The sequence below is a fragment of the Colwellia echini genome (assembly GCF_002843355.2).
In the GTDB taxonomy this organism is placed as follows: Bacteria; Pseudomonadota; Gammaproteobacteria; order Enterobacterales; family Alteromonadaceae; genus Colwellia; species Colwellia echini.
The window spans coordinates 138,675-162,311 of the sequence record NZ_PJAI02000007.1; the positions used below are offsets into that span (position 1 = coordinate 138,675).

Sequence of the window (23,637 nt, forward strand, 5' to 3'; positions counted from 1 at the left end):
AATAATGAAATATATTTACTGGACAAAACAATGAAAAAACATGCTTCTTTTGCCTTATTTGAACAGCAACTTGCTAAAAATATTCTAATTCTTGATGGTGCCATGGGCACCATGATCCAAGCATATAAATTTGAAGAGCAAGATTTCAGAGCCGATCGTTTTGCTGATTGGCATACTGATGTTAAAGGCAACAACGATATGTTAGTGCTTACTCAGCCAGACATTATCAAAGCAATTCACCTTGAATACCTTGAAGCGGGTGCTGATATTCTTGAAACTAATACTTTTAACGCAACAACAATTGCCATGGCCGATTACGACATGCAAGAGTACAGCGCTGAAATTAACCGTGAAGCAGCAAGAATAGCTCGTGAAGCCGCTGACGAATACACTAAAAAGAATCCTGAACGCCCACGCTTTGTAGCTGGTGTTTTAGGGCCAACAAACCGTACCTGTTCTATTTCGCCTGATGTAAACGATCCTGCATTTCGTAACGTAACCTTTGATGAGCTAAAAGACGCGTATATTGAATCAACACACGCCTTAATTGAAGGTGGCAGTGATATTATTTTAATCGAAACTATTTTCGATACCTTAAATGCTAAAGCGGCTATTTTTGCTGTTGAAACCGTATTCGATCAACTTGGTCAACGGTTACCGGTAATGATATCAGGTACAATTACTGATGCTTCAGGCAGAACATTATCAGGACAAACTACCGAAGCATTTTACAACTCTCTTCGTCACGCTAAACCTGTTTCATTTGGTTTAAACTGCGCGTTAGGTCCAAATGAGTTACGTCAATATGTAGCAGAATTAAGTCGTATTTGTGATACCGCAGTATCAGCGCATCCAAACGCAGGTTTACCTAATGCGTTTGGTGAATATGATTTAATGGCAGACGAAATGACCACCCATGTAGAAGAGTGGGCTAACTCTGGTTTTTTAAATATTATTGGTGGCTGTTGTGGTACTACACCTGATCATATTCGCGCTATGGCAAAAAGTGTTGCTAACATCGCGCCGCGTCAAATTGAAGAGCGACCAATTGCTTGTCGTTTATCAGGCTTAGAAGCCTTAACTATTGATAAAGACAGCTTATTTGTTAACGTTGGTGAACGAACTAACGTAACAGGCTCTGCTATGTTCAAACGTTTAATCGTGGAAGAAAAATACGATGAAGCGATTTCTGTAGCCTTACAACAAGTAGAAAATGGCGCGCAAATTATTGATATCAACATGGATGAAGGCATGTTGGATTCGAAAACTGCCATGGTTCGTTTTTTAAATCTTATTGCTGGCGAGCCTGACATTGCAAAAGTGCCAATCATGATTGATTCCTCTAAATGGGACATTATTGAAGCAGGTCTTAAATGTATTCAAGGTAAAGGTATAGTTAACTCAATCAGCTTAAAAGAAGGTGAAGAAAACTTCCGCGAACAAGCTGAATTACTTCGTCGTTACGGTGCAGCTGTTATTGTTATGGCGTTTGATGAAGAAGGCCAAGCTGATACTCGTGAACGTAAGTATGAGATTTGTCACCGTGCTTATCATATGTTGGTTGATGAAATTGGCTATCCGCCAGAAGATATTATCTTCGATCCGAATATTTTTGCGGTTGCAACAGGTATTGATGAGCATAATAATTATGCGGTAGATTTTATTGAAGCGGTAGATGATATTAAGAAAAACCTACCTTATGCAATGATTTCTGGTGGTGTTTCAAATGTATCTTTCTCATTTCGTGGTAACAACCCCGTTCGTGAAGCAATACATGCGGTGTTCTTATATTACGCCATTAAAAATGGTATGGACATGGGTATTGTTAACGCCGGTCAGTTAGCTATTTATTCAGACTTACCTGCCAATTTAAAGCAAGCGGTAGAAGATGTAATTCAAAATAGTGATGACGGCGCAACTGAGCGTTTATTAGATATCGCCCAAGAGTTTCATGGACAAGCAGGCGGACAAGCCGCAAAAGCTGATTTGTCATGGCGCGAGCTACCTATTAATGAACGATTAGCACATGCATTAGTTAAAGGTATCAATGAATTTATTATTGAAGACACTGAAGAAGCACGTTTAGCCGCAGAAAAGCCATTAGACGTTATTGAAGGTCCTTTAATGGACGGTATGAACGTGGTCGGAGATTTATTTGGTGCTGGTGAAATGTTCTTACCGCAAGTAGTTAAGTCAGCGCGCGTAATGAAACAAGCTGTTGCTCACTTAAATCCGTTTATTGAAGCCGGTAAAACAGAATTAAGCACTAATGGTAAAGTGTTGCTTGCTACGGTAAAAGGCGATGTTCATGATATTGGTAAAAACATTGTTGGCGTAGTACTGCAATGTAATAACTATGAAATTATTGACCTTGGCGTAATGGTTTCTTGTGATGATATTTTACGTGTCGCCAAAGAAGAAAACGTTGATATTATTGGGTTATCTGGATTGATAACGCCATCTCTTGACGAAATGGTGCATGTTGCTAAAGAAATGAAGCGTACAGGGCTTAAATTACCTTTATTAATTGGTGGTGCGACTACATCAAAGGCGCATACTGCCGTTAAAATTGAACCACAATATGACGAACCAGTGGTTTATGTATCAAACGCATCGCGCGCTGTTTCTGTGGTAAGTAACTTATTATCAAATGATCATAAAGCTAAGTTCTTTGCTAGTACGCAAGAAGAGTATGAACGCGTACGTGCACGTCATTATAAAAAAGGTCCGCGTTCAAGCTTAATTAGTTTGGAAGATGCACGTGCTAATGCTACGAAAATTAATTTTGATGACTACACGCCAACAAAACCAAACAAATTAGGCGTAACCGTACTTGATAACCTTGATTTAAACGAAGTACGTAATTACATCGATTGGACGCCGTTTTTCATGACATGGCAAATGTCGGGTAAATATCCACTGATTTTAAAACATGAAGTGATTGGTGTTGAAGCCACTAAATTATTTAATGATGCTAACGCCATGCTTGATGATGTTATTAATAATAAAAAAATCTGTGCTAGAGCGGTATTTGGCTTATTTCCTGCTAACAGTAAGCAAGATGATATTGTGCTTTATACAGATGAAACGCGTAGTGAAAAATTAACGCGTTTACATCAACTACGCCAACAAAGTAAAAAGCCAGCAGGGCAGTTTAACCGTTGTTTAGCCGATTATATTGCACCAGCTGATTCAAACATTGAAGATTATGTTGGCGCATTTGCGGTATCTGCAGGTTTTGGTGTAGAAGAGTTAGTAAAAGCTTTTGATGCCGAACATGATGCTTATAACTCTATATTATTAAAAGCCGTTGCCGATAGACTAGCAGAAGCCAGTGCGGAATATTTACACGAAAAAATACGAAAAGAATACTGGGGCTTTGCACCAGATGAAGATTTAGATAATGACGCGCTAATTCGTGAAAGTTATCAAGGTATTCGTCCTGCACCTGGTTACCCTGCGTGTCCTGAACATACTGAAAAAGGTTTAATTTGGGATCTACTTAATGTTAAAGAAAACATTGATATGGATCTCACCTCAAGTTATGCCATGTGGCCAGGTGCTGCGGTAAGTGGTTTATACTTCTCTCACCCTGAGTCAAAGTACTTTGCGGTAGCGAAGTTAGCTAAAGATCAAGTGATTGATTATGCAGCACGTAAAGGGATGACATTAGAGCAAGCAGAGCGTTGGTTGTCAGCCAATTTGGATTATGAACCTGAGTAATACCAATTAATCTGGGTTTAATACGACAGATAAAAATGGCTAATAAAAAAGCTGTACTTGATTGCTCAAGTACAGCTTTTTTGTATTTTACTCAGGCTTTTTTAGCTAGCCTTTAGCTGTTTAGTGATAACTTACTAGGAAAGCCTTACGGGGCTGCCTGATACATGTCTGTTTGTGGTACAACAAACTTTGAATGGAATTTAGCGGATAGCACACCTTTGCGATGGGCAAGGGCTGCTTGTAACTTTTTAGCCACTTTTGCAATGGCAACATACAACTGTTTATCAGCAGCATGTACGGTTACTTTTTCTCCTTCATAAAGGGTTGTTACTTCTAGTTTTTGCTGATGAGGCTCTACGGTGATGGTTGATTCGATAGTCATAAGTGTCGGATAATGCTTAGATACTTTAGCTAGTTTATTTGTAATAGACTCTTTAATACCTTCAGTGATTTCTACGTGGTGTCCAGAAATTTCAATTTTCATAATCTTACCTCGTTTGTTATCTTAATCTTTAACTGCCATTTCATAATCCTCCTCTCGTCATAAAAATGCAATAGTAAAATGCTAGATAAATGCAATTAAATGTAACCAAAATTATAAGCTGTTGTATTCTATATATTGTAAAATTAGGGCATGAAAAATGCTTATGTTCGCATAGGAATTAACATAGGGAACTTTGATTTTTATATTTTACTTAAAATGTCGATCAAAAAAATCGACGATGGTGGTGTTTAAATGCACTTTCACTTTTTCACCGTTCATACTATGTTTACTGCCCGGATAAGTCATCGATTCAAATAACTTACCTTCGTCTTGTAAGGCTTTCATTAATTTAGTTGAATGTGTAAACAATACATTATCATCAGCCATGCCATGATAAATCATCAAAGGCCCACTTAAGCCCGCAACGTAAGGAAATACACTACTAGCTTCATAACCTTTAGCATTGACATCAGGGTGGTTTAAATAACGTTCGGTGTAATGGGTATCATATAATCGCCAATCCGTTACTGGAGCGCCACTAACGCCTGCTTTAAAGTATTCTCCTGCTTTAAACATTGCCATTAGTGCCATATAGCCACCATAAGAATGACCATAAATACCTATTTTATTTTTATCAACATACGATAATGATTGTAAATATTTTACGCCAGTAATTTGGTCAGCAACTTCTAGTCTGCCTAATGTTTCATAAATAGGAAACTCAAAAGCGGTGCCACGATGATTGGTACCACGGTTATCTAGTTGAAAAACAATATAACCGTGTTGTAATAAGTATTGAGTTAAATCCAATCCTTGCCATTTGTTAACCACGTGCTGTGCTTGCGGACCACCATAAACATTAACTATCACCGGGTACTTTTTACCTGGTTCCATGTTTTTTGGTTTGTACAGTTTATAGTACAAAGTGACCTTTTCATCTTCAGACGTTAATGCGCCAAACTCAGGTGTAACTAACTCATCATAAAAAGGTGCAATAGGGTGAGTTGGCGTAATATTGTTTTCAGCTAACCAAGCAAGTTGTTCGCCATCAGCAGTATGTAAACTGACTTGCTCTGGCGTTGACGTATTTGAGAATTTATCAATATAATTTTGACTGTTTTCACTAAAATCTACGTAATGAAAACCATTGCGTTCGCTAATACGTTGCACCTGCTCTGGAAACTTTCCACTTAAGGGGACTTTATATAAATGACTTTCAAGTGGGGTATCTGCTCGGCCTGTAAAATATACCCAAGCTTGTTTTTCATCAACAGTTGCTAATGAATCAACTACCCATTTACCTTTAGTTAATTGTGCAATAAGTTTACCGTTAAGGTTGTAATGGTAAAGGTGTTTATAGCCATCTCGTTCAGAGGCCCAAATAAAGGTTTTATTATCTTTTAAAAACCTTAGATCATGATGAAGGTTAAGCCAGTGTGTTGATTTTTCGGTTAATAAGGTGGTTTGACGGCGGTTTTTAAGGTTATATACTTTTAAGGCTAAGGTTTTTTGATCGCGACTTTGCCATTGATACGATAAATTATTACTATCGGTTAACCATTCTACTCTTGGTATATAAATATCTTCATTTTCGCCAGTATCAATAAGTCGCGTTTTTTTACTTTTAATGTTAGTTACCGCCAAGCTTAACTTTACGTTATTTGTGCCTGCTCTTGGGTAACGTTGTTCAATTAACTCTATATTATCTGCATGAATTTCGTTACGAATAATTGTTTGTACAGGTGATTCATCAACACGTAAAAAAGCGATGTGCTTTTCATCTGGCGACCACCAATAACCAGTCATTCGGTCCATCTCTTCTTGCGCGACAAATTCACTCATTCCATTTTTTATTGGTCCTGCGCCATCAGTGGTAAGCTGTATCTCTTTGCTAGAGGCAATATGCAGTAGGTAAATATTTTGCGCGCGGATATAAGATATGAAATTACCTTTGGGTGAGAATTTTATATCTGTTTCAAAATCGATTGTTCGCGTTAACTGTTTAGCTGATTTAGTGATTAAATGATAATAATAAATATCGCCATTAATAGGGAATACTAAAGCACTGCCGTTAGGTGAAAAATGATATTCAATAATGCCTTCACCATCAATACGTTGGCGTTCTCGGCGTGATTTTTCTTCGGTAGATAACACTTCAGTGCCGTTGAACAGCATTTCTGAGTCGACTAATATTTTATTTTCTTTAGTGGTAAGGTTATATTCCCATAAGTCGTAATGGCTTAAGTTTGTTTTTTTCGCTTGTAAATAGGTGACACGCTTACCATCAGGTGAAATTTTTAATGCTTTAGGTGTTTGTCCATTAAGTGACGGAGAACTAAATATTCTTTCAATAGTTAGTTCTTTCGCTGTTAATTCTTTAGTTACTTGATTTGAAGTTGTCATAGGTATTTCACTATCATGTTCACTGGTATCGATAAACGTATTGTTATCGACAAGTTTATTGTCAGTTATATCAGCTTTCGTTAACTCTTTTTGTACACTCAAACTTGTGTCTGTCTCGGAAAATACTTGAGTAGGCAGTATCGCGCCTAATAAATAGGTAAGTGAAATGAGTGTTTTATTCATTGTGAATTTCATAAATATTACTTAGTAATTTATTTTAGTTACTTTAGTTCATATTGGCATACGTCCTTTATGCCAGATAATAAGTGATTAGCGTGTATTAATTAGCATAGTGTTACTTGATTAGCTCAATCAACTCATGAATCGTTTTTACCGCTTTAATATTCGCGCCTAAACCTTCCATTGATTTATGGTAATTACGGTACGGAATGTATATTTCTGTAAAGCCATGTTGCGCTGCTTCTTTAACACGTGGCACGCCGCTGTCTATTGGTCTTACATCACCATTTAAACTTAGCTCACCCATAATGCAAGTAGTGCGTGGTATTACAAAGTCATTCAAACTACTTAATAATGCGGTCACTAAGGCAAGATCAATACAGGTTTCAGACTCGTCTATTTTTAAACCACCAACAATATTAAAGAAAGTATCGTGGAATATTTTGGTTTTAGTGTGTTTTCGTAAAATACCGGTTAACATTTTAATGCGGTTCATATTTAAACCAACACACACGCGTTGTGGAAATTCAGCTTCGGTTTCTGTGGTTAAGCATTGAATTTCAAGTAGCAGATTACGGTTGCCTTTTCTTATACAAGTAATAGTAGAGCCAGGTGATTCAGTACTTGAGCCAGACAAAAATATTTCACTTGGGTTGTCAACGCTGAGCATGCCACGTTCGCACATTTTGAAAATACCGACAGTATCAATATCACCAAAACGGTTTTTATTAGCTCGCAACGTTCTAATTTGACCATCGTTTGTATCAATATGCAGCAAGGCATCAACAATGTGAACAAGGGTTTGTGGCCCGGCAATTTCATTATTTTTATTAACGTGCGCAATAATAAACATGGTTACGTCATTTTGCTTACAATATTGGGTTAGTGCTTGGGCGCTACTTTTTACTTGTGAGGGTGAGCCTGGGCTACCGTTAGCGTTTTCAGTTACTACAGCTTGAATAGAGTCAATGACCGCGAATTTTATTTGATTTTTTTCTAGTTCATCGATGATTGCTTCAACGCTAGTTTCAGCAAGTAAATAAAGCTGATCTTCGTTGTAATCGAGTTTTAATCGGTGCACACGGTTTTTAAACTGTGACAGTGATTCTTCAGCAGTACAGTAAAGTGATGCCATATTTTGTGACATACGTGCGACTAAATCGGACAGCAGGGTGGTTTTACCCGCACCAGGATCGCCAGAAATAATATTTACTGAGCCAGTCGTTACGCCGCCACTTAAAACTCGATCAAGCTCACCAATACCAGTTAACCGCTTTTCAGCTTCGGTAGAATGAATCTCATTGATCTTTTTAGAACCGCCACCTGTAAGACCTGCATAACCACCATTGCTGGTGATGCGTGAATTGGTATTTTTACTGCCGGTTTTAGGTATTTTCATTTCTACCAAGGTATTCCAAGCGCCACAACGACATTGACCTTGCCAGCGGTTATGGTTTAAACCGCAATCAGTACATACGAATTCTATTTTATCTGTTTTTGCCATTTAACTTATACCTATCTTTGAACGATAATCTGATGAAAATGAAAGGTGTAGATTGTATTCACTATGTTATTTTTAAATTAAAGGCTATTGTGCTTTAAATGAACCCAAATACTTTACAGCAAATATTTATACCATTTGAAGATTATTTTTTATTTTCGATTAATTATCTATTTTATTAAATTATAACGGCTTTGTGTAAATAATAATTAAACAACAGAGGATTAATGTAAAAAAATAACTACGTCTAAGAAAAATACTGATGGTGAGGCACAAAAGTTGCTTTGTATTCATGGTAATTGGATTAGATTATAATAATTTTGGTATTTTTCGCCTAAACTAATAACATTGTCTTTGCTTTGTGTCAGGATAATTATAATAACTTGCAGTACAACGAGTTATTATAAGTTAAGCTTAAACGTGAACAGCGCATGTAAAAAATAATTTTTAATCATTCCCTAAATGGTAGTAAATCAGAATTAATAATAAAACTATGAATAAAGATTTTAGTAAACATCATGAAATTATTAACAATTTACGTGGTGAGGTGAATAAAAGAAACTTTGAAGTCAGATATAATTCAGCCACTGAGCATTTAAGTAAAAATGAACGCTTCTTATTAAAAATGGAACTGAAACGTTTGGCGTCTCCGTGTACTCGTGCTATTGATTTGCGCGGTTTAGTTAAAGGTGATTGTCAGTTCTTTGACTTTCAGGGGCAATCACACTTTTTAGATGACGTCGCTATTGCCGCTTTTAAAGAAAGTGCCAGCATTTATGGCGGTTATACCCTTGGCGTATATGAAGACGTTAAAGATGCAAAAAATAGTTTCCGTAATATTTACCAAGATGAACAAGCAGCGCCAACTTCTGTAGAAAGTATTAATAATACTAAGAAATCGGTTATTGAAAAGCAGCAATATCCGGCCAAGCTTCACCTTTTAACTAATTATCCTGATCGTAGTGAAGAGCGCATGAATTATGCGGTTCCTATCACCCTAAAAGTACTTAACAAGCAAGAAATATTGACGACTAGTATTGATCTAAGTATCACGGGTATTAAGTTTAAGCTTATTAATGAAATAGGTTTATATAAAGGTGATGTACTCACTATTTCATTCACTGGTTTAGAACAAGAATTTCAGTTTGATAAAGACTCATTGTTTACCTATGAAGTCAAAAATGTAGTGCGCGATTCTGGTACGCAAATTATTGGCTGTCAGCGTATTGATATACCGGAGCAAGATAGTTTTGAGCGCTTTCTTATTGGTTATATTCAAGGTAACAAACGTCGTTATAAAATTAATTTAGATAACACGTTAACGGCTTTGCACAATAGAAGTCTTGAGCAATTTGGATTAGTAAAGTTAAATGAATTGCCTATATTTGTTCAACAAACTGCAGATGATAAGGTAAGTGTTAGTCCGCGTTATGTGCTGACCACTAAAAATAATTATAAACAATATCAATACTGGCAAGATGAAAAAAAGCAGTCGGCATTACACTTTTTAATTAATACTGAACGTGTTCAGCTATTAATGAGTAAAAAAGAACAAAATAAACCATTACTTGTTTTCAGTTTTGTTCATGAAAATAAAGGTACTAAGTTTTTTTATACCTTAGATGAAGAGCAGTTAAGGCAAGATAAAACATTTTTCATGCATTTTTTAGCTTTTGCAGCAAGTAAAAGTACCTTTACTGTAACAGCGCTGAATATTCATCCAATTAAAACTAAGCAGGCTTATTCGCCTTTTACTCTCTCTTCTGGCGCAACTAAGCGAGAAAGTTACTTAAACCCGCCAATTAGCGATGAAGTGAATGCTATTCTTAAGAAGTTGCCTTATGTAGTAACGGCAAACGAAGTTACCGATCATTCGGTAATAAGTGATTATCAATCCTTAGGGGCGACAGGGATTGATTTGGAAAAGTTGAAACTCCTTGCTCACAAGCCAACAAATGTTAAACGTGTTGATGAAATAGGTGTGAGTTACGGTCACCAACGCCAAGAGGTACGATTTAAATACAAAACGCCAGTTATTATTGATTGTGAGTCACTGAATTGGTCAGGGCAATCAGCCGATTTTTCAGTATCAGGTATGAAAATTGATTTAGCTACGCCAGCTACTTTATCTAAAGGTGATATTGTTAATTTGACCTTTCCTGAATTACAAAAAATAACTTCAGCATTTGATCTTAAACATTTGCCTTATAAAGTAATTCGAGTGAGTAAAGACAAAACCGAAGTAAATTTACGTGTTTCAGTGAAAGAACATCAACATATTGGCCGTTCATTTTTTAAGTTATTGATTGATAAGAATAAGAATAAATTAACACCTGATGAATACGCCATGCTAACACCAGGTTTATCTGCGGCATTAAGAACTTTATATGCGGTAAATATGGCAATTCCTTCTGCAATAGTACAATCAAGTGGTTGCCGCTATAAAGTTGAACGTTTAATTGCAGGGCAGTATGGCTCGCAAAGCCATAAAAATTTATTGTCAGCTATGTTACGGTTAAGCGATCGTCATGGTTATTATAATCTTTATCCCTTTCTAGGGCATTTAGCAGTTCGCAACTTGCTCGATCAACAAATGAAAAAGTTATTGGCAAGCGATACTGCGGTTAGCGAACTTATTTATATCGCTATTAAAGGAAATATGAGTGATGTAGAAAATACGGTAACAATAAAGCGGATAAGCGAGCTCAATACGGTACAAATGAGAAGATTCTTTATTAAAAGTGCGTTAAAACAAGGTGAGTTTTATAGCGTGAAATTAATGTTATCGCGTAGTGATGAAGCTAATATGGAGCACTTAAATCCAGAATTAGCTTATATTGGCTCTTATGCTATACATAGGGGAAAGCAACTAGAACAAGACATTTATAGTGTGGCCGGCTTAGTACAATTAATTGATACTACCCCTGAAACTTTATTGAGACACTCATTGACGGTTAGTTAGAGTTTAGCCATAAGAGCAAAATTTATTAGTTACCTGTGAACCCAAAAAAGCCTCATTACAAATCCTAATAATAGGTATTGTAATGAGGCTTTTTTTATTTGGTAATTAGACAAGAAGTAATAAAATAAATACCTTGTATTTGGCTACTTTTCCTACGTACTATTTTTCTACGTACAAACGAGAACACCTAATTAATGGAACTGGTATTATAATAAAATTGTATAGTAATAGTGAGCTAAGCTAGACGAATTAGTGAGGAAACTTTACGCTAACCAATGTAATAAGCAGTCTAGGCCTTGCACGTTGATACTGCTATCAGCTTGTGCTAATACAATTGGTTTAGCATGAAACGCTACGCCAAAACTTGCGGCAGCCATCATCACTAAATCGTTAGCACCATCGCCCATAGCTACTGTCTGGTTAGCTGGAATTGCGTATTCTTCACTTAAAATAGCTAATGAGTCAGCCTTTACTTGTGCATCAACTACATCACCTAAAACTTTACCTGTTAATTTACCATCAACAATTTCAAGGGTATTAGCGTAAGCGGCATCTAAGCTTAAAGTATCTTTTAAGTGATCAGCAAAATAGGTAAAACCGCCAGAGGCAATAGCTATCTTCCAATTATGTTTCTTTAATTCAGTTATAAGAGGCTTTAATCCTGCCATTAACGGGATGTTTTTGGCAACATCACTTAAAATTGATTCAGGAGAGTTTTCTAAGGTTGCAACACGCTGATGTAAACTTTGTGCAAAATCTAATTCACCTAACATAGCGCGTTCAGTAACTTCTGCTACTTCTTCTCCTACACCAGCAAGAATAGCAATTTCATCAATACATTCAATTTCTATGGTGGTTGAATCCATATCCATTACCAATAAACCTGGTTCACTTAGCGTCGGTACTTGTTTAAGTAAAGCCGCTTCAATGTTATTTGCTAAGGTAAATGCAGCTAAGGCTTTACGTGAAGCAATAAAATCAGTAAAGGTCACTTGAAAACGATAACTGGTTTGGTTATTGCGATGGTTGATAGTATTTAATGCACTGATTTCAATACCTGTTTGCGATTGTATTGCTAAAAGTTGACTTAATGTTAACTCTTGAAAAACCACTAACTCTGTTTTAGTTGCTGTTATATCTTCTACTTTAGTCTGCTTACCGAGAGTAAGTACTTGAGCTGAAAAGGAAAAGGCAACAGGTAATTGAATATTTATTGGATTTTGAACGAAATATTGTTCAAGTGATAAGGGTAATATATTGGTGATATCAGGCACGTTAACTCTCTAGGCTATTGGTATTTATGTAAATATTAAACTTCACATCAGTTAATAATCTAACTATAGTGGGACTATTAATGTAATAAAACAGTTATAGCCGTATTATGAAGCAAGCCGAGCCGTTTTTATACCCTAAATTATCGTCGACTTATAATAAAATTTTCCAATTAGCGGGCGCAATTGTACTAATCATTTTATTGATGAGTATTTGGCAAGCGATGAGTAAACGCGATAGCGAAAACTTAACAGAACACTTTAATTACATCGCTAAACAACAACTAAAACAAGCTATTGCTGGTATTGCGGTTATTCTTGAACAATCGCCTGATAATAAAACAGATAAAACAGTCTTTTTAAAAAATTACCTTGATGGTTTAACTAAGGTTAATTTTGTCAATCAAGCCCATTTATATGATGAAACGGGCATGTTACTTGTGTCGAGTGTCTCCGTTGAAAAAGACAAACAAGGTAATATACTTGTACCTGCTCCAGCTAAAAGTATTAATGATCTTTACGGGATTTCACCTTTTCAGCGTAACTTAGCTGCGACTTTCACTCCGTTTATTGAAGAGATTAACTATACCGATCCTACAAGCGACAAGCTGCATGGTTATTTACGTTTCACTATTGAACCTTCGTATTTAACAACCTTATTAGCTAAGGCTGATGCAGAGCAGCAGTCTTTACAACGTTTAATGTTGTTATTAGCTGGCGTGGTTGGTTTTTTACTTACTCGTGGTTTAAATCGCTTTAGTAGACGTGGTTATCGTTTAAACCATAAGAGTTAATGAAAGTTATAAAACCCTAACTTATTATAAATATAGAACAATTGAGTGTTAACTTGGAGTCTTTAAACACACTATGAAAATATTATTCGTTTCTGTTTTAATCTTAAGTTTTTTTACGTCAAATATTTACGCGCAAGCAATTCAAGAAGGTAAAATTACCAAGCTATTTGTGAGTAATGATTTGTCAGATAAACCCGATGCCAAAAGGGTCATTATCCGTTTAGAAAGTGATATTTCAGGCGGACTATGTCCTAAAAAAGTTTATTGGCAAATGCTATTAGATAATCCTGCAGAGCAAGCGCAATACGATTTATTACTCGCGAGTTATATTAACGATAAAAAAGTTAAAATATGGGGTAATAAAGACAAGCAATGTATCCACAAAGGTGAACGTATCCGTAATGTTGAAATTGTACTTGAAGAGCAAATACTAACAGAACCGGTTAAGGCTTTAAGTGGACTTTAGCTTTTAACTGAACTTTCTATTCTAAATGAGTTAAAAAATATTTGTTCAATATTAGATTCAAGCTGATCTGCAATTTGTTCGCTATCTTCTTCGCGTATCGCTGCTAATACGTTAAATATTTTAATGATATTGATTGGCGAGTTAGCTGGTGTGTTAGTCTTATTACCATCTATAGAAGATAATTCATCCTTATTAAGTATTTCTTTACTCAGCGGCATAGATGGTGCGTCAGTTTCTAACACTAAGCTACTTAATGGTAAGCGTTTAATGGCGTTAATGGTTTTTTTAGCGCGTGAGTAAGTAATAGTACTACCTATACCTAATTTAAACCCTAAATCAATATATCCCATCGCTTGCTGATAGCTTCCTGAAAAGCCATGAATGATCCCTGCATTTTCTAACTTGTATCGTTTTAAAAATGGCATGATTTTATCGTGTGACTGTCGGTGGTGGACAATAACTGGTAAGTTTTGTTCTTTTGCAATATTGAGTTGATAATCAAAGAAATGTTGTTGATGCTGCCAGCTTTTTTCAACTGTTTGCCCATACGCTTCAGCATTTTTAGCAATTGCGCCATCAAGACCTATTTCACCAATAGCAATAATATTATTTTTGGATTTAGCGATTAAAGCTGTTAACTGCTCAAGGTGGATATCCGTTAAACCTTGTAAAAACCAAGGATGAATACCTAAGCAAGGATAAATGTTAATAGGTTTATTGTGATGTGTTTTAGCTAGTGTGAGTACATTGTCAAAGTTTTTAGGGGAGATAGCAGGAACAATAATACGGTTAATAGCAAGTTGTTGGCATTGCGCCAACAACTGCGGAAGTTGTGCTGTAAAAGCAACATCATCAAGGTGGCAATGACTATCGGTAAATTGCATCATTGCCTCCTTTGACAATTTAACCATTAATTTAAATTTAGATCGCACTAGTGAAAGGAACAAAACACGGAGCTGACGTTCTTTATTAGAGAAGCAGTGAGTACTTTTGCCGCATCAATTGTATAATTAGGACTAAATTTATCGTTTTACATACGATCCATTACTTCAATGCCGAGAATATCTAAACCCTGTTTTAATGTGTCAGCAATTACTTTACATAACGCTAAACGTGATGCTTTTACATCCGCTTCAATACCGTCTTTTAAAATAGAACAGGCTTCGTAAAAACTCATGTACAGACTCGCTAATTCGTAAAGGTAGTTACATAACAAGTTAGGCGTACATTCGCTGATCACAGCATCAATAACATCTTCAAGTTGCAATAATTTTAACGCTAATGCTTTTTCTTGTGGTTCAACAATGTTAATAACTGGTGTATTTTCAGTCGCAGTGTCTTCAGTAACCCCTGCTTTTGCGAAGATACTTTGAATACGAGAGTATGCATATTGTAAGTAAGGAGCCGTAGCGCCTTCAAAGCTCAACATTGTTTTCCAGTTGAAAATGTAATCGCTGGTACGGTTTTTCGATAAATCAGCAAACTTAACTGCACCAATACCTACTTTTTCTGAGATTTTAGATAAGTCTTCGTCAGAAATATCAGGATTCTTCTCTTTAATTAAAGCTGCTGCGCGAACAATTGCTTCATCTAATAGTTCAGCCAATTTAATGGTGCCGCCAGTACGCGTTTTAAATGGTGTACCATCGTCACCCATCATCATTCCAAATGGACAATGTTGATAACCTACAGCTTCTGGTAAGAAACCTGCTTTACGAGCAACAATTTCAACTTGTTTAAAGTGAAGACCTTGACGTGCATCTGTGAAGATAATAATACGATCAGCAGCTAACTTGCCACTACGGTAGCGACAGGCTGATAAATCAGTGGTTGCATATAAGAAACCGCCACCAGATTTTTGTACGATAAATACTGAAGGTTCGCCATCTTTATTAGCCATTTCATCAATGAAAACAACTTTAGCACCTTGGCTTTCAACGGCAATTTCTTTTGCCATTAATTCATCAATTACAGTTGATAAATCATCGTTATAAGCGCTTTCGCCCATAATGTCTGAACGTTGTAATGAGACGTTTAGTTTTTCGTATATCTCTTCACTATGCGCGATTGAAATATCAATAAATTGTTGCCATAACTTGGCACAAGCCGCATCACCACTTTGTAACTTAACTACATCAGCACGGGCACGGTCGGCAAAGCCTTCTTCGTTATCAAAACGAATTTTAGCTTCACGGTAGAAGTTTTCTAAATCAGCAAGGGCTGTTTCAGCGACTTCATCACCAGCCAGTTTATCGCTTAAATGAGCTATTAACATGCCAAATTGCGTGCCCCAATCACCCATGTGATTCTGACGGATAACCTTGTCACCGCGAAACTCTAATGCGCGAACTACGGCATCACCAATAATGGTTGAACGTAAGTGACCAACATGCATTTCTTTAGCAAGGTTAGGTGCAGAATAATCTACAACAACCGTTTGTGCATCATCACCTGCGTTAACACCACGTTGAGCAACACCAATGAATTTGTCTTGAGCAACTTGGTTTAATTGTTCTGTTAACCAGTTTTGATCTAAATGAATATTAATGAAACCAGGACCAGCAAGTTCGATTTTAGTGGCGATACCGTCAAGATTTAATTGCTCAACAACTTTAGTCGCTAATTCACGCGGATTAGTTTTAAGTTTTTTTGCAGCGCCCATCACACCGTTTGCTTGGTAATCACCAAATTCAGCACGGTTAGACAAACTAATTGCAGGGTTTGTACCTTCAGGTAAACCTGCCGCTGTCATAGCAGCCGAAACTTTCTCATTAAGTATTTGTTTAATATTCATATTATTTTATTCGTTTATTTTATTCGTTTGCCAATATTAGTTCACATGTTTTGCAAACTAAATTGGATTTTAGCAAAGGGGTCAAGAAATTGTATCAGGGAGCTTAGTTTACTAAGTGACTTGATATAATTACGCCGACAATGCCGCAAAAATTCTATTTAGAAAGCAAAGAATTAGTGTTCACGTGTTGAGTGAAAGCTAATCTCCGGATGTCTCTCTTGTGCTAGCGATAGGTTCACCATAGTCGGCGCTATATAGGTTAAGTTATCACCGCCATCAAGTGCCAAGTTATCACCAGCTTTTTTCTTAAATTGCTCTAACGTTCGCTCATCATCACAAGTACACCAGCGAGCTGTAGCAACACTAATAGCTTCGTAAATTGCATCTACGTTATATTCTGTTTTTAAACGTTGAACGACCACTTCAAACTGGAGAACACCAACAGCGCCAACAATCATGTCGTTGTTAATAAATGGTCTAAATACTTGTACTGCACCTTCTTCAGATAACTGAATTAAGCCTTTTTGTAATTGTTTAGCTTTTAATGGATCACGCAAACGAATACGACGGAACATTTCTGGAGCAAAGTTTGGAATACCACTAAACTTCATATCTTCACCTGCGGTAAAGGTATCGCCAATTTGAATGCTACCATGGTTGTGTAAACCAATAATATCACCAGCAAAAGCTTCCTCAACGTTTTCACGATCGCCTGCCATAAAGGTTACCGCGTCAGCAATTCTTACGTCTTTCCCAAGTCGTACTTGCTTCATTTTCATGCCTTTTTCATATTTGCCAGAGCAAATACGCATGAACGCAATACGGTCACGATGTTTTGGATCCATGTTTGCTTGAATTTTAAATACAAAGCCAGAGAACTTCTCTTCTTCAGCTGTTACTACACGTAAATTAGTTTCACGCGGGAGAGGCTTAGGTGCCCACTTTGTTAAACCATCAAGCATGTGATCAACGCCAAAGTTACCTAATGCAGTACCAAAAAATACCGGTGTTAACTCACCTTTTAAAAACTCATCTAAATTAAACTCATGTGAAGCACCTTGAACAAGTTCAAGCTCTTCACGTAGATCATCGGCATAACTGCCAACCGCTTCATCAAGCTCAGGGTTGTCTAAACCTTTGATAATACGAACTTCTTGAATGGTGTGACCTAAGCCTGACTGGTATAAAAAAGTTTCATTAGTTAATAAGTTATAAACGCCTTTAAAACCTTTACCCATGCCAATAGGCCAAGTAATAGGTGCACATTTTATTTTTAATACTTCTTCAACTTCATCCATTACTTCCATTGGATCGCGTACATCGCGATCCATTTTATTCATGAAAGTTAGAATAGGCGTATCACGTAGGCGTGTAACTTCCATTAATTTAACGGTACGGTCTTCTACACCTTTTGCTACATCGATAACCATCAAACATGAGTCAACAGCGGTTAGTGTTCGGTAAGTATCTTCTGAGAAATCTTCATGCCCAGGAGTATCAAGTAAGTTAACTAAACAGTTGTTATACGGAAATTGCATTACTGAAGTAGTAATTGAAATACCACGTTCTTTTTCCATTTCCATCCAGTCAGATTTTGCATGTTGACCTGACTTTTTACCTTTTACCGTTCCCGCTCTTTGTAAGGCTTGACCAAACAAAAGTACTTTTTCGGTAATAGTGGTTTTACCCGCGTCGGGGTGAGATATTATGGCGAAGGTACGACGTAAATCGACCTGCTTTTGCTGTACAGACATGCAAATTACCTGTTAAATAAAGAGAGAATAAGCAGCTAAAAACTCGCGCTTATTATTTAATAATCAAAAATTGAGCGCATTGTAGCACAAATACAAAAAGCCGCGATATGCGGCTTAGGTAAATTAATAAAAAACTTGCTGGTATAGGCTCTCTAAAAAGAGATTTGTACTCTTAGATGACTGGGCAAAGGCTGGCAGGTAAAATTAATTGTGGAGATGTTTAGTAACAAGCACCAGAGTCTGTTAAACAACCTTGACAGATTATGTCTACATTGATTTAGTTTACTCGTATTATACAACGAGGTTATTTGAATAGGCTCAACTTTAAACTTGCAATAAATCTTTATGTATATTGCTTCAATCAATAACTAATGAAAAAGCTCGTGGATAAAATTAACTTCATCCTCATTGATTATCGGTGTATTTTTATGTTTTTTAGGAAATAGCTCTTGAGCGGCAAGCTCATTAAAAGCTTGTTGTCTGTTATAGCCACTTAATTGAGACATTTTACTGATTGCATCTTCAAATATTAATTTAGCAATTTCGTTGTTTGTTAATTGTTGGCTGTTATTGGTAGATAAAATTGTATGTAACATGATGCACTCCTTATTTTCTATTAAACGTTTATAAACTAGGTTATGTGTACATACTACGCTTTAAATAAGGAATAAATAGGCACAAAATGTACAGAATTGTTTAAAGATGTAACAAGGAAAGGTTTATAGCTTTTTAGACATTACAATAGCATCTTCATAACCAAAGCCTGTGTTACTTGGATAGTAACCGGTTCTGCGATCAATCTCGATAAAGCCAGCATTCATGTAAAGCATTTGGGCGGCAATATTTTTAGCTCTAACTTCTAAAAATATTTTGCTAGCACCAAGTTTTTTGGCTTGTGCTAAAAACTGAGTTAGTAATTTCTTTCCAAAACCGCAGCCTTGCTCAGTAGGTTGCACACAAATATCCATTAAGGTGGCTTCACCAGCCACAAATTCACCGACATAAAAACCAATATTATTATGTTGTGCTGTTTCTAATCGCTCACCAAAATAACGACCACCAATACAACTTTTGAAGGTTTTTTCACTCCATGGATGTGGATGACAAGCTAGCTCAATTATCATGAGGGCTGGTACGTCACTTGGAGTAATTTCAATAAAAGCTTCAGTTTTTACAGACGTGGTCATTGTGCTTGATTACCTAATAATAGCCATAATTGCTTTTTAAGGGCTGGGGATTTTGAAATTTCGTCAATTGAAGGGGTAAATAGTTGTTGTTCTACCCATTGAATTTTATTAGCAGGGTGCGAGCTGTTTACGTTGTCTTTATTTGCAAGGAAATACCAATTAAATAAACCTAAATCGAGATGATCACCTTGCTTATTTATTTCACCAATAGTCAAACCAGTAGATAATAAAATATCAGTAAATAATTGCTGTTTCGCTAATGCTTCTAAATCAATATCAAGATAACTAATTTTAGTGTTAGGTTTTTGACTATTCACCGCTTCGCTAGCATGTTCATTGCTACGCTGTTGCCATAGACTAATACCCATTTCAGTGAGTTGTTCAAATTGATGTTGATTTATACTCAAAAGTGATTACTCATTTGTTCTTGGGATTAAGGCAATTTAGAGAAGGTATAATGACAGAATTTTATGCTCACGAAAAGCAGATATAATTTGAAATAAATATACGTGGTTATTTACGATTAATGCTTTTAAATAACAAAATATAATAAATTAAGTTTACTAGAGGGATTTAGATTGGAGGAGCTATTAGAAATTTACTAGATTTTGTTAGCATTCTCTTTCTAGATTTTTTTTAAAAAAAGTAGGAAAGAAAATGGCAGGGGTGGAGAGACTCGAACTCCCAACCATCGGTTTTGGAGACCGCTGTTCTACCAATTGGAACTACACCCCTGCAACGGATTCGAATTATACTGATGAAAGACCAAAGGTAAAGCGGAAACTTAGTTTTTTTAGTAAATAATTTGATTTTATCGTTCGTTTGACTTATTTATCAGCAAACTGCTAGTTAAATAGCCAGTCTGTTTTTGTGCCTTGGTGAAGAATTAAAGGAGTAACATGTAAATTTTATGCCATCAATTTATTAAACATCACCCTGGAATGATTAAATCTCAATAGTTACTTTGCTAAAAACACTTTTTTATATAACAAAAAATATAACAGAAAAACGGGAATCTAGTGAATTTACTTGCTATCAAGGCCGCGCAGCTCTAAAATTACGCCTTTTTTAAAACCACTAAAATAGCCTTAATATGCGTGTTTCAGATTTTTCTTTTAATTTACCCGAAGAACTTATTGCTCGTTATCCAAAAGCTGAGCGTACTGCTAGCCGTTTAATGGGCTTAAATGGCAATTCAGGCGACATAAATGACGGCGTATTTACCGATATAGTTGCACAATTAAATGCCGGCGATTTACTGGTTTTTAATAATACTCGCGTTATTCCTGCAAGAATGTTCGGGCAAAAAGCCAGTGGTGGAAAAGTTGAAATATTAATAGAACGTATTATTGATCAACATACAGCGCTTGCTCATATTCGCGCTAGTAAATCACCGAAAGTGGGTAATGAAATATTCTTAGGTAATGATTTTGGCAATGAAGTATTTCAAAATTCAGCAGATACTACAGAGCCAAGTTCATTCAAAGTAACCATGGTTGCACGCCATGGTGCATTATTTGAATTAAATTTTTCCGGCGAGCAAACAGTATTGGAGGTTTTAGAGCAAATTGGTCACATGCCATTGCCACCTTATATTGACCGACCTGATGAAGACAGTGATAAAGAGCGTTACCAAACGGTTTATAATGAAAAACCAGGCGCAGTTGCAGCGCCTACCGCAGGTTTACATTTTGATGAAGTTTTATTAGAAAAAATCAAAGCCAAAGGTGTAGATTTAGCTTTTGTTACTTTACATGTTGGCGCAGGTACATTCCAACCAGTAAAAGTTGAAGAAATTGCCGATCACGTAATGCACGCTGAATACGTTGAAGTATCAGAAGAAGTGGTTGCGCAAATAGCAAAAACCAAAGCGGCAGGCGGCAGAGTCGTTGCAGTTGGTACAACCTCTGTGCGTTCACTTGAAAGTGCCGCAAAAGCATCATTTGAAAAAGGTGAAGTGTTAGGCGCTTTTTATGGTGACACCGATATTTTCATTACCCCAGGCTCTGAGTTTCGCGTTATTGATGCCTTAATCACTAATTTCCATTTATCTGAATCAACCTTACTTATGTTAGTTAGCGCCTTTTCAGGCTATGAAAATATTATGAAAGCTTACCAACATGCTATTGAAGAAAAATATCGATTTTTTAGTTATGGCGATGCCATGTTCCTTACTAAAAAAGAGTTAATTAAAGGTTAAGTAAACGCCAAATAAATAATTAATTTAAATCAATGTAAATCAATTTTAACAAAAGCCGCCAGCCTGTTTAGCTAGTAGGTAAGAGAGTAAAATTATGACAGAGCAAGTAAAGAATAAAATGAAATATGAGTTAATCAACACCGACGGTAAAGCACGTCGTGGTCGATTAACCTTTGACCGCGGTGTGGTAGAAACACCAGCCTTTATGCCTGTAGGTACATACGGTACGGTAAAAGGTATGAAAACTGAAGAAGTTGAAGCTACTGGTGCGCATATCATTTTAGGTAATACCTTTCATTTAATGTTACGTCCTGGTACTGACATTATTGAACAACATGGTGGCTTACACGGTTTTATGAATTGGGATAAGCCTATTTTAACTGACTCAGGCGGTTTCCAAGTTTTCAGTTTAGGTAAAATGCGTAAAATTACTGAAGAAGGTGTACGTTTTAGCTCACCAGTAAATGGTGAAAAAATTATGCTGACTCCTGAGCGCTCAATGGAAGTACAGCGTAGTTTAAATTCAGATGTAGTGATGATTTTTGACGAATGTACGCCATACCCAGCAAGCCATAAAGAATCAAAAGACTCAATGGAGTTATCACTACGCTGGGCACAGCGTTCTAAAGATGCCCATGGCGATAGCCCAAATGCACTGTTTGGTATTGTGCAAGGTGGTATGTACGAAGATTTACGCGAAGTATCAATAAATGGTTTAAAAGCTATTGAGTTTGACGGTTACGCAATTGGTGGTTTATCGGTTGGTGAGCCAAAAGAAGATATGATCAGAATATTAGATCATACAGCCCCCTTGATACCACAAAATAAGCCCCGATATCTGATGGGGGTAGGCAAGCCTGAAGACTTAGTTGAAGGTGTTCGCCGTGGTATAGATATGTTTGATTGCGTGATGCCAACCCGTAATGCCCGTAATGGTCATTTATTTGTTAATACTGGCGTTATAAAAATCAGAAACTCAAGCCATAAAACAGATACCGCGCCACTTGATGATACATGTGACTGTTATACCTGTAAAAATTATTCACGCGCTTATTTACATCATTTAGATAAGTGTAAAGAAATTTTAGGCTCGCAGTTAAATACCTTACATAACTTACATTTTTACCAAAAAGTAATGCAAGGTTTGCGTGATGCGATAGAGCAAGGTAAATTAGACGCCTTTGTTGAAGAGTTTTACGCATTACGCGGATTACCTGTGCCGCCGTTAGCACAAGGCAGCGAACAAGTTTAATCGTAAATCAGAGTATTACAGAAATGTTTCTGATTTATTTATGAGTTATTTCTGAATTAATAGAATAATAATTTTAAATAATCCAATAGGAAGGCAATTTGAAGTTAGATCTTTAAATTTACAGGAGAGGGCACGGAGTTGACGTTAGTCAATGAGTACCCAAGACACATAAATTTAATGAACTAACAATAAAGTGACGAACTATTAACTAACAATACCCAGAGGAATAAAAATGAGTTTATTTATCAGTAATGCACATGCCGCAGCAGCTCCAGCACCAGCAGGTGGCGGTTTTGAAATGATGATCATGTTAGCCGTTTTCGGTTTAGTATTTTACTTCATGATTTATCGTCCACAAGCCAAGCGCGTAAAAGAACATAAAGGTTTAATGTCTTCATTAGCTAAAGGCGATGAAGTATTAACGCAAGGCGGCATCGTTGGCAAAATCGTTAAAGTATCTGATGAGAAAGACTTTATCGTTGTTAGCATTAGCGAAGGTACTGAAGTTACAGTACAAAAAGGCGCAATTAGTGCCGTTTTACCTAAAGGCACAATGAAGTCTCTGTAGCACTTAATCTCTTTGCCACTTGTTACTGTAGCGCCATCGGAAATACTCATTGACGTTCGTCAACTCCGTGTTCCCTTTTTGCTACTGTAACAACTGCC

17 protein-coding genes and 1 tRNA gene are annotated in these 23,637 nt (G+C 36.6%); 7 read left to right on the plus strand and 11 right to left on the minus strand.

Translation table 11 applies throughout. The annotated features are described in order from the left end of the window. Nucleotides 1-30: 30 nt before the first annotated feature. Entirely contained in the window at nt 31-3,723 is a 3,693-nt protein-coding gene (gene metH, locus CWS31_RS08315) for a methionine synthase (RefSeq protein ID WP_101342901.1), read from the plus strand. A gap of 145 nt (nt 3,724-3,868) precedes the next feature. On the opposite strand, the gene hpf is transcribed toward metH, so the two are convergent. From hpf to radA, 3 genes are all read right to left on the minus strand, one after another. After that, nucleotides 3,869-4,207 (minus strand): ribosome hibernation-promoting factor, HPF/YfiA family, encoded by a 339-nt coding sequence (hpf, locus tag CWS31_RS08320; protein WP_101342902.1) that lies wholly within the window; start codon nt 4,205-4,207, stop codon nt 3,869-3,871. 207 nt (nt 4,208-4,414) lie between these two features. Next, nucleotides 4,415-6,610 carry a S9 family peptidase gene (locus CWS31_RS08325; RefSeq protein ID WP_101342984.1) on the minus strand — a complete coding sequence of 732 codons (2,196 nt, stop codon included), beginning with the start codon at nt 6,608-6,610 and terminating at the stop codon, nt 4,415-4,417. A 295-nt stretch (nt 6,611-6,905) separates the two neighbouring features. Continuing rightward, on the minus strand, nt 6,906-8,294 hold the full coding sequence (radA, locus tag CWS31_RS08330) for a DNA repair protein RadA (RefSeq protein WP_101342903.1): 1,389 nt from the start codon (nt 8,292-8,294) through the stop codon (nt 6,906-6,908). A 490-nt stretch (nt 8,295-8,784) separates the two neighbouring features. Between radA and CWS31_RS08335 the strand changes: the two genes are divergently transcribed. Further along, a complete protein-coding gene (locus tag CWS31_RS08335; protein ID WP_101342904.1) occupies nt 8,785-11,253 on the plus strand; it encodes a PilZ domain-containing protein in 2,469 nt (822 codons plus the stop codon). Nucleotides 11,254-11,516: 263 nt separating this feature from the next. On the opposite strand, the gene serB is transcribed toward CWS31_RS08335, so the two are convergent. Next, nucleotides 11,517-12,527: a phosphoserine phosphatase SerB gene (serB, locus tag CWS31_RS08340; protein WP_101342905.1), complete on the minus strand. Its 1,011-nt coding sequence runs from the start codon at nt 12,525-12,527 to the stop codon at nt 11,517-11,519. A gap of 107 nt (nt 12,528-12,634) precedes the next feature. Between serB and CWS31_RS08345 the strand changes: the two genes are divergently transcribed. After that, the gene (locus tag CWS31_RS08345; RefSeq protein ID WP_101342906.1) at nt 12,635-13,318 is read left to right on the plus strand and encodes a hypothetical protein; all 684 of its coding nucleotides are present in this window, start codon (nt 12,635-12,637) and stop codon (nt 13,316-13,318) included. A 73-nt stretch (nt 13,319-13,391) separates the two neighbouring features. Then, complete coding sequence (locus CWS31_RS08350) at nt 13,392-13,784, plus strand: hypothetical protein (RefSeq protein WP_101342907.1); 393 nt, start codon at nt 13,392-13,394, stop codon at nt 13,782-13,784. Here the strand turns inward: CWS31_RS08350 and CWS31_RS08355 are convergent. The 7 genes from CWS31_RS08355 to CWS31_RS08385 form a co-directional block, all read right to left on the minus strand. After that, nucleotides 13,781-14,671: a TatD family hydrolase gene (locus CWS31_RS08355; protein ID WP_246143439.1), complete on the minus strand. Its 891-nt coding sequence runs from the start codon at nt 14,669-14,671 to the stop codon at nt 13,781-13,783. The genes CWS31_RS08350 and CWS31_RS08355 overlap by 4 nt on opposite strands. Before the next feature lie 143 nt (nt 14,672-14,814). Beyond that, nucleotides 14,815-16,578, minus strand: a complete 1,764-nt coding sequence (argS, locus tag CWS31_RS08360; protein WP_101342909.1) for an arginine--tRNA ligase — start codon at nt 16,576-16,578, stop codon at nt 14,815-14,817. A 173-nt stretch (nt 16,579-16,751) separates the two neighbouring features. Then, nucleotides 16,752-18,332, minus strand: a complete 1,581-nt coding sequence (prfC, locus tag CWS31_RS08365; RefSeq protein ID WP_101342910.1) for a peptide chain release factor 3 — start codon at nt 18,330-18,332, stop codon at nt 16,752-16,754. Nucleotides 18,333-18,700: 368 nt separating this feature from the next. Next, the gene (locus CWS31_RS08370) at nt 18,701-18,928 is read right to left on the minus strand and encodes a hypothetical protein (RefSeq protein WP_101342911.1); all 228 of its coding nucleotides are present in this window, start codon (nt 18,926-18,928) and stop codon (nt 18,701-18,703) included. Between the two features lie 123 nt (nt 18,929-19,051). After that, entirely contained in the window at nt 19,052-19,519 is a 468-nt protein-coding gene (gene rimI, locus CWS31_RS08375; RefSeq protein WP_101342912.1) for a ribosomal protein S18-alanine N-acetyltransferase, read from the minus strand. Beyond that, nucleotides 19,516-19,926: a DNA polymerase III subunit psi gene (locus tag CWS31_RS08380; protein ID WP_101342913.1), complete on the minus strand. Its 411-nt coding sequence runs from the start codon at nt 19,924-19,926 to the stop codon at nt 19,516-19,518. Before CWS31_RS08380 ends, rimI begins: the two co-directional genes overlap by 4 nt. Before the next feature lie 251 nt (nt 19,927-20,177). After that, nucleotides 20,178-20,254 (minus strand) — tRNA-Trp (locus tag CWS31_RS08385). A 358-nt stretch (nt 20,255-20,612) separates the two neighbouring features. On the opposite strand from CWS31_RS08385, the gene queA reads away from it, so the two are divergent. From queA to yajC, 3 genes are all read left to right on the plus strand, one after another. Further along, nucleotides 20,613-21,719 (plus strand): tRNA preQ1(34) S-adenosylmethionine ribosyltransferase-isomerase QueA, encoded by a 1,107-nt coding sequence (gene queA, locus CWS31_RS08390; RefSeq protein WP_101342914.1) that lies wholly within the window; start codon nt 20,613-20,615, stop codon nt 21,717-21,719. Between the two features lie 118 nt (nt 21,720-21,837). After that, complete coding sequence (gene tgt / locus CWS31_RS08395) at nt 21,838-22,971, plus strand: tRNA guanosine(34) transglycosylase Tgt (protein WP_170252822.1); 1,134 nt, start codon at nt 21,838-21,840, stop codon at nt 22,969-22,971. Nucleotides 22,972-23,203: 232 nt separating this feature from the next. Beyond that, the gene (gene yajC / locus CWS31_RS08400) at nt 23,204-23,539 is read left to right on the plus strand and encodes a preprotein translocase subunit YajC (RefSeq protein WP_101342916.1); all 336 of its coding nucleotides are present in this window, start codon (nt 23,204-23,206) and stop codon (nt 23,537-23,539) included. Nucleotides 23,540-23,637 lie beyond the last annotated feature (98 nt).

Bases quoted from the DNA above. Each gene is read 5' to 3' on its own strand.
- metH (WP_101342901.1), top strand. From the start codon at position 31: ATGAAAAAACATGCTTCTTTTGCCTTATTTGAACAGCAACTTGCTAAA.
- hpf (WP_101342902.1), bottom strand. From the start codon at position 4,207: ATGAAAATTGAAATTTCTGGACACCACGTAGAAATCACTGAAGGTATT.
- CWS31_RS08325 (WP_101342984.1), bottom strand. From the start codon at position 6,610: ATGACAACTTCAAATCAAGTAACTAAAGAATTAACAGCGAAAGAACTA.
- radA (WP_101342903.1), bottom strand. From the start codon at position 8,294: ATGGCAAAAACAGATAAAATAGAATTCGTATGTACTGATTGCGGTTTA.
- CWS31_RS08335 (WP_101342904.1), top strand. From the start codon at position 8,785: ATGAATAAAGATTTTAGTAAACATCATGAAATTATTAACAATTTACGT.
- CWS31_RS08345 (WP_101342906.1), top strand. From the start codon at position 12,635: ATGAAGCAAGCCGAGCCGTTTTTATACCCTAAATTATCGTCGACTTAT.
- CWS31_RS08350 (WP_101342907.1), top strand. From the start codon at position 13,392: ATGAAAATATTATTCGTTTCTGTTTTAATCTTAAGTTTTTTTACGTCA.
- CWS31_RS08355 (WP_246143439.1), bottom strand. From the start codon at position 14,671: ATGATGCAATTTACCGATAGTCATTGCCACCTTGATGATGTTGCTTTT.
- argS (WP_101342909.1), bottom strand. From the start codon at position 16,578: ATGAATATTAAACAAATACTTAATGAGAAAGTTTCGGCTGCTATGACA.
- prfC (WP_101342910.1), bottom strand. From the start codon at position 18,332: ATGTCTGTACAGCAAAAGCAGGTCGATTTACGTCGTACCTTCGCCATA.
- CWS31_RS08370 (WP_101342911.1), bottom strand. From the start codon at position 18,928: ATGTTACATACAATTTTATCTACCAATAACAGCCAACAATTAACAAAC.
- rimI (WP_101342912.1), bottom strand. From the start codon at position 19,519: ATGACCACGTCTGTAAAAACTGAAGCTTTTATTGAAATTACTCCAAGT.
- queA (WP_101342914.1), top strand. From the start codon at position 20,613: ATGCGTGTTTCAGATTTTTCTTTTAATTTACCCGAAGAACTTATTGCT.
- tgt (WP_170252822.1), top strand. From the start codon at position 21,838: ATGAAATATGAGTTAATCAACACCGACGGTAAAGCACGTCGTGGTCGA.
- yajC (WP_101342916.1), top strand. From the start codon at position 23,204: ATGAGTTTATTTATCAGTAATGCACATGCCGCAGCAGCTCCAGCACCA.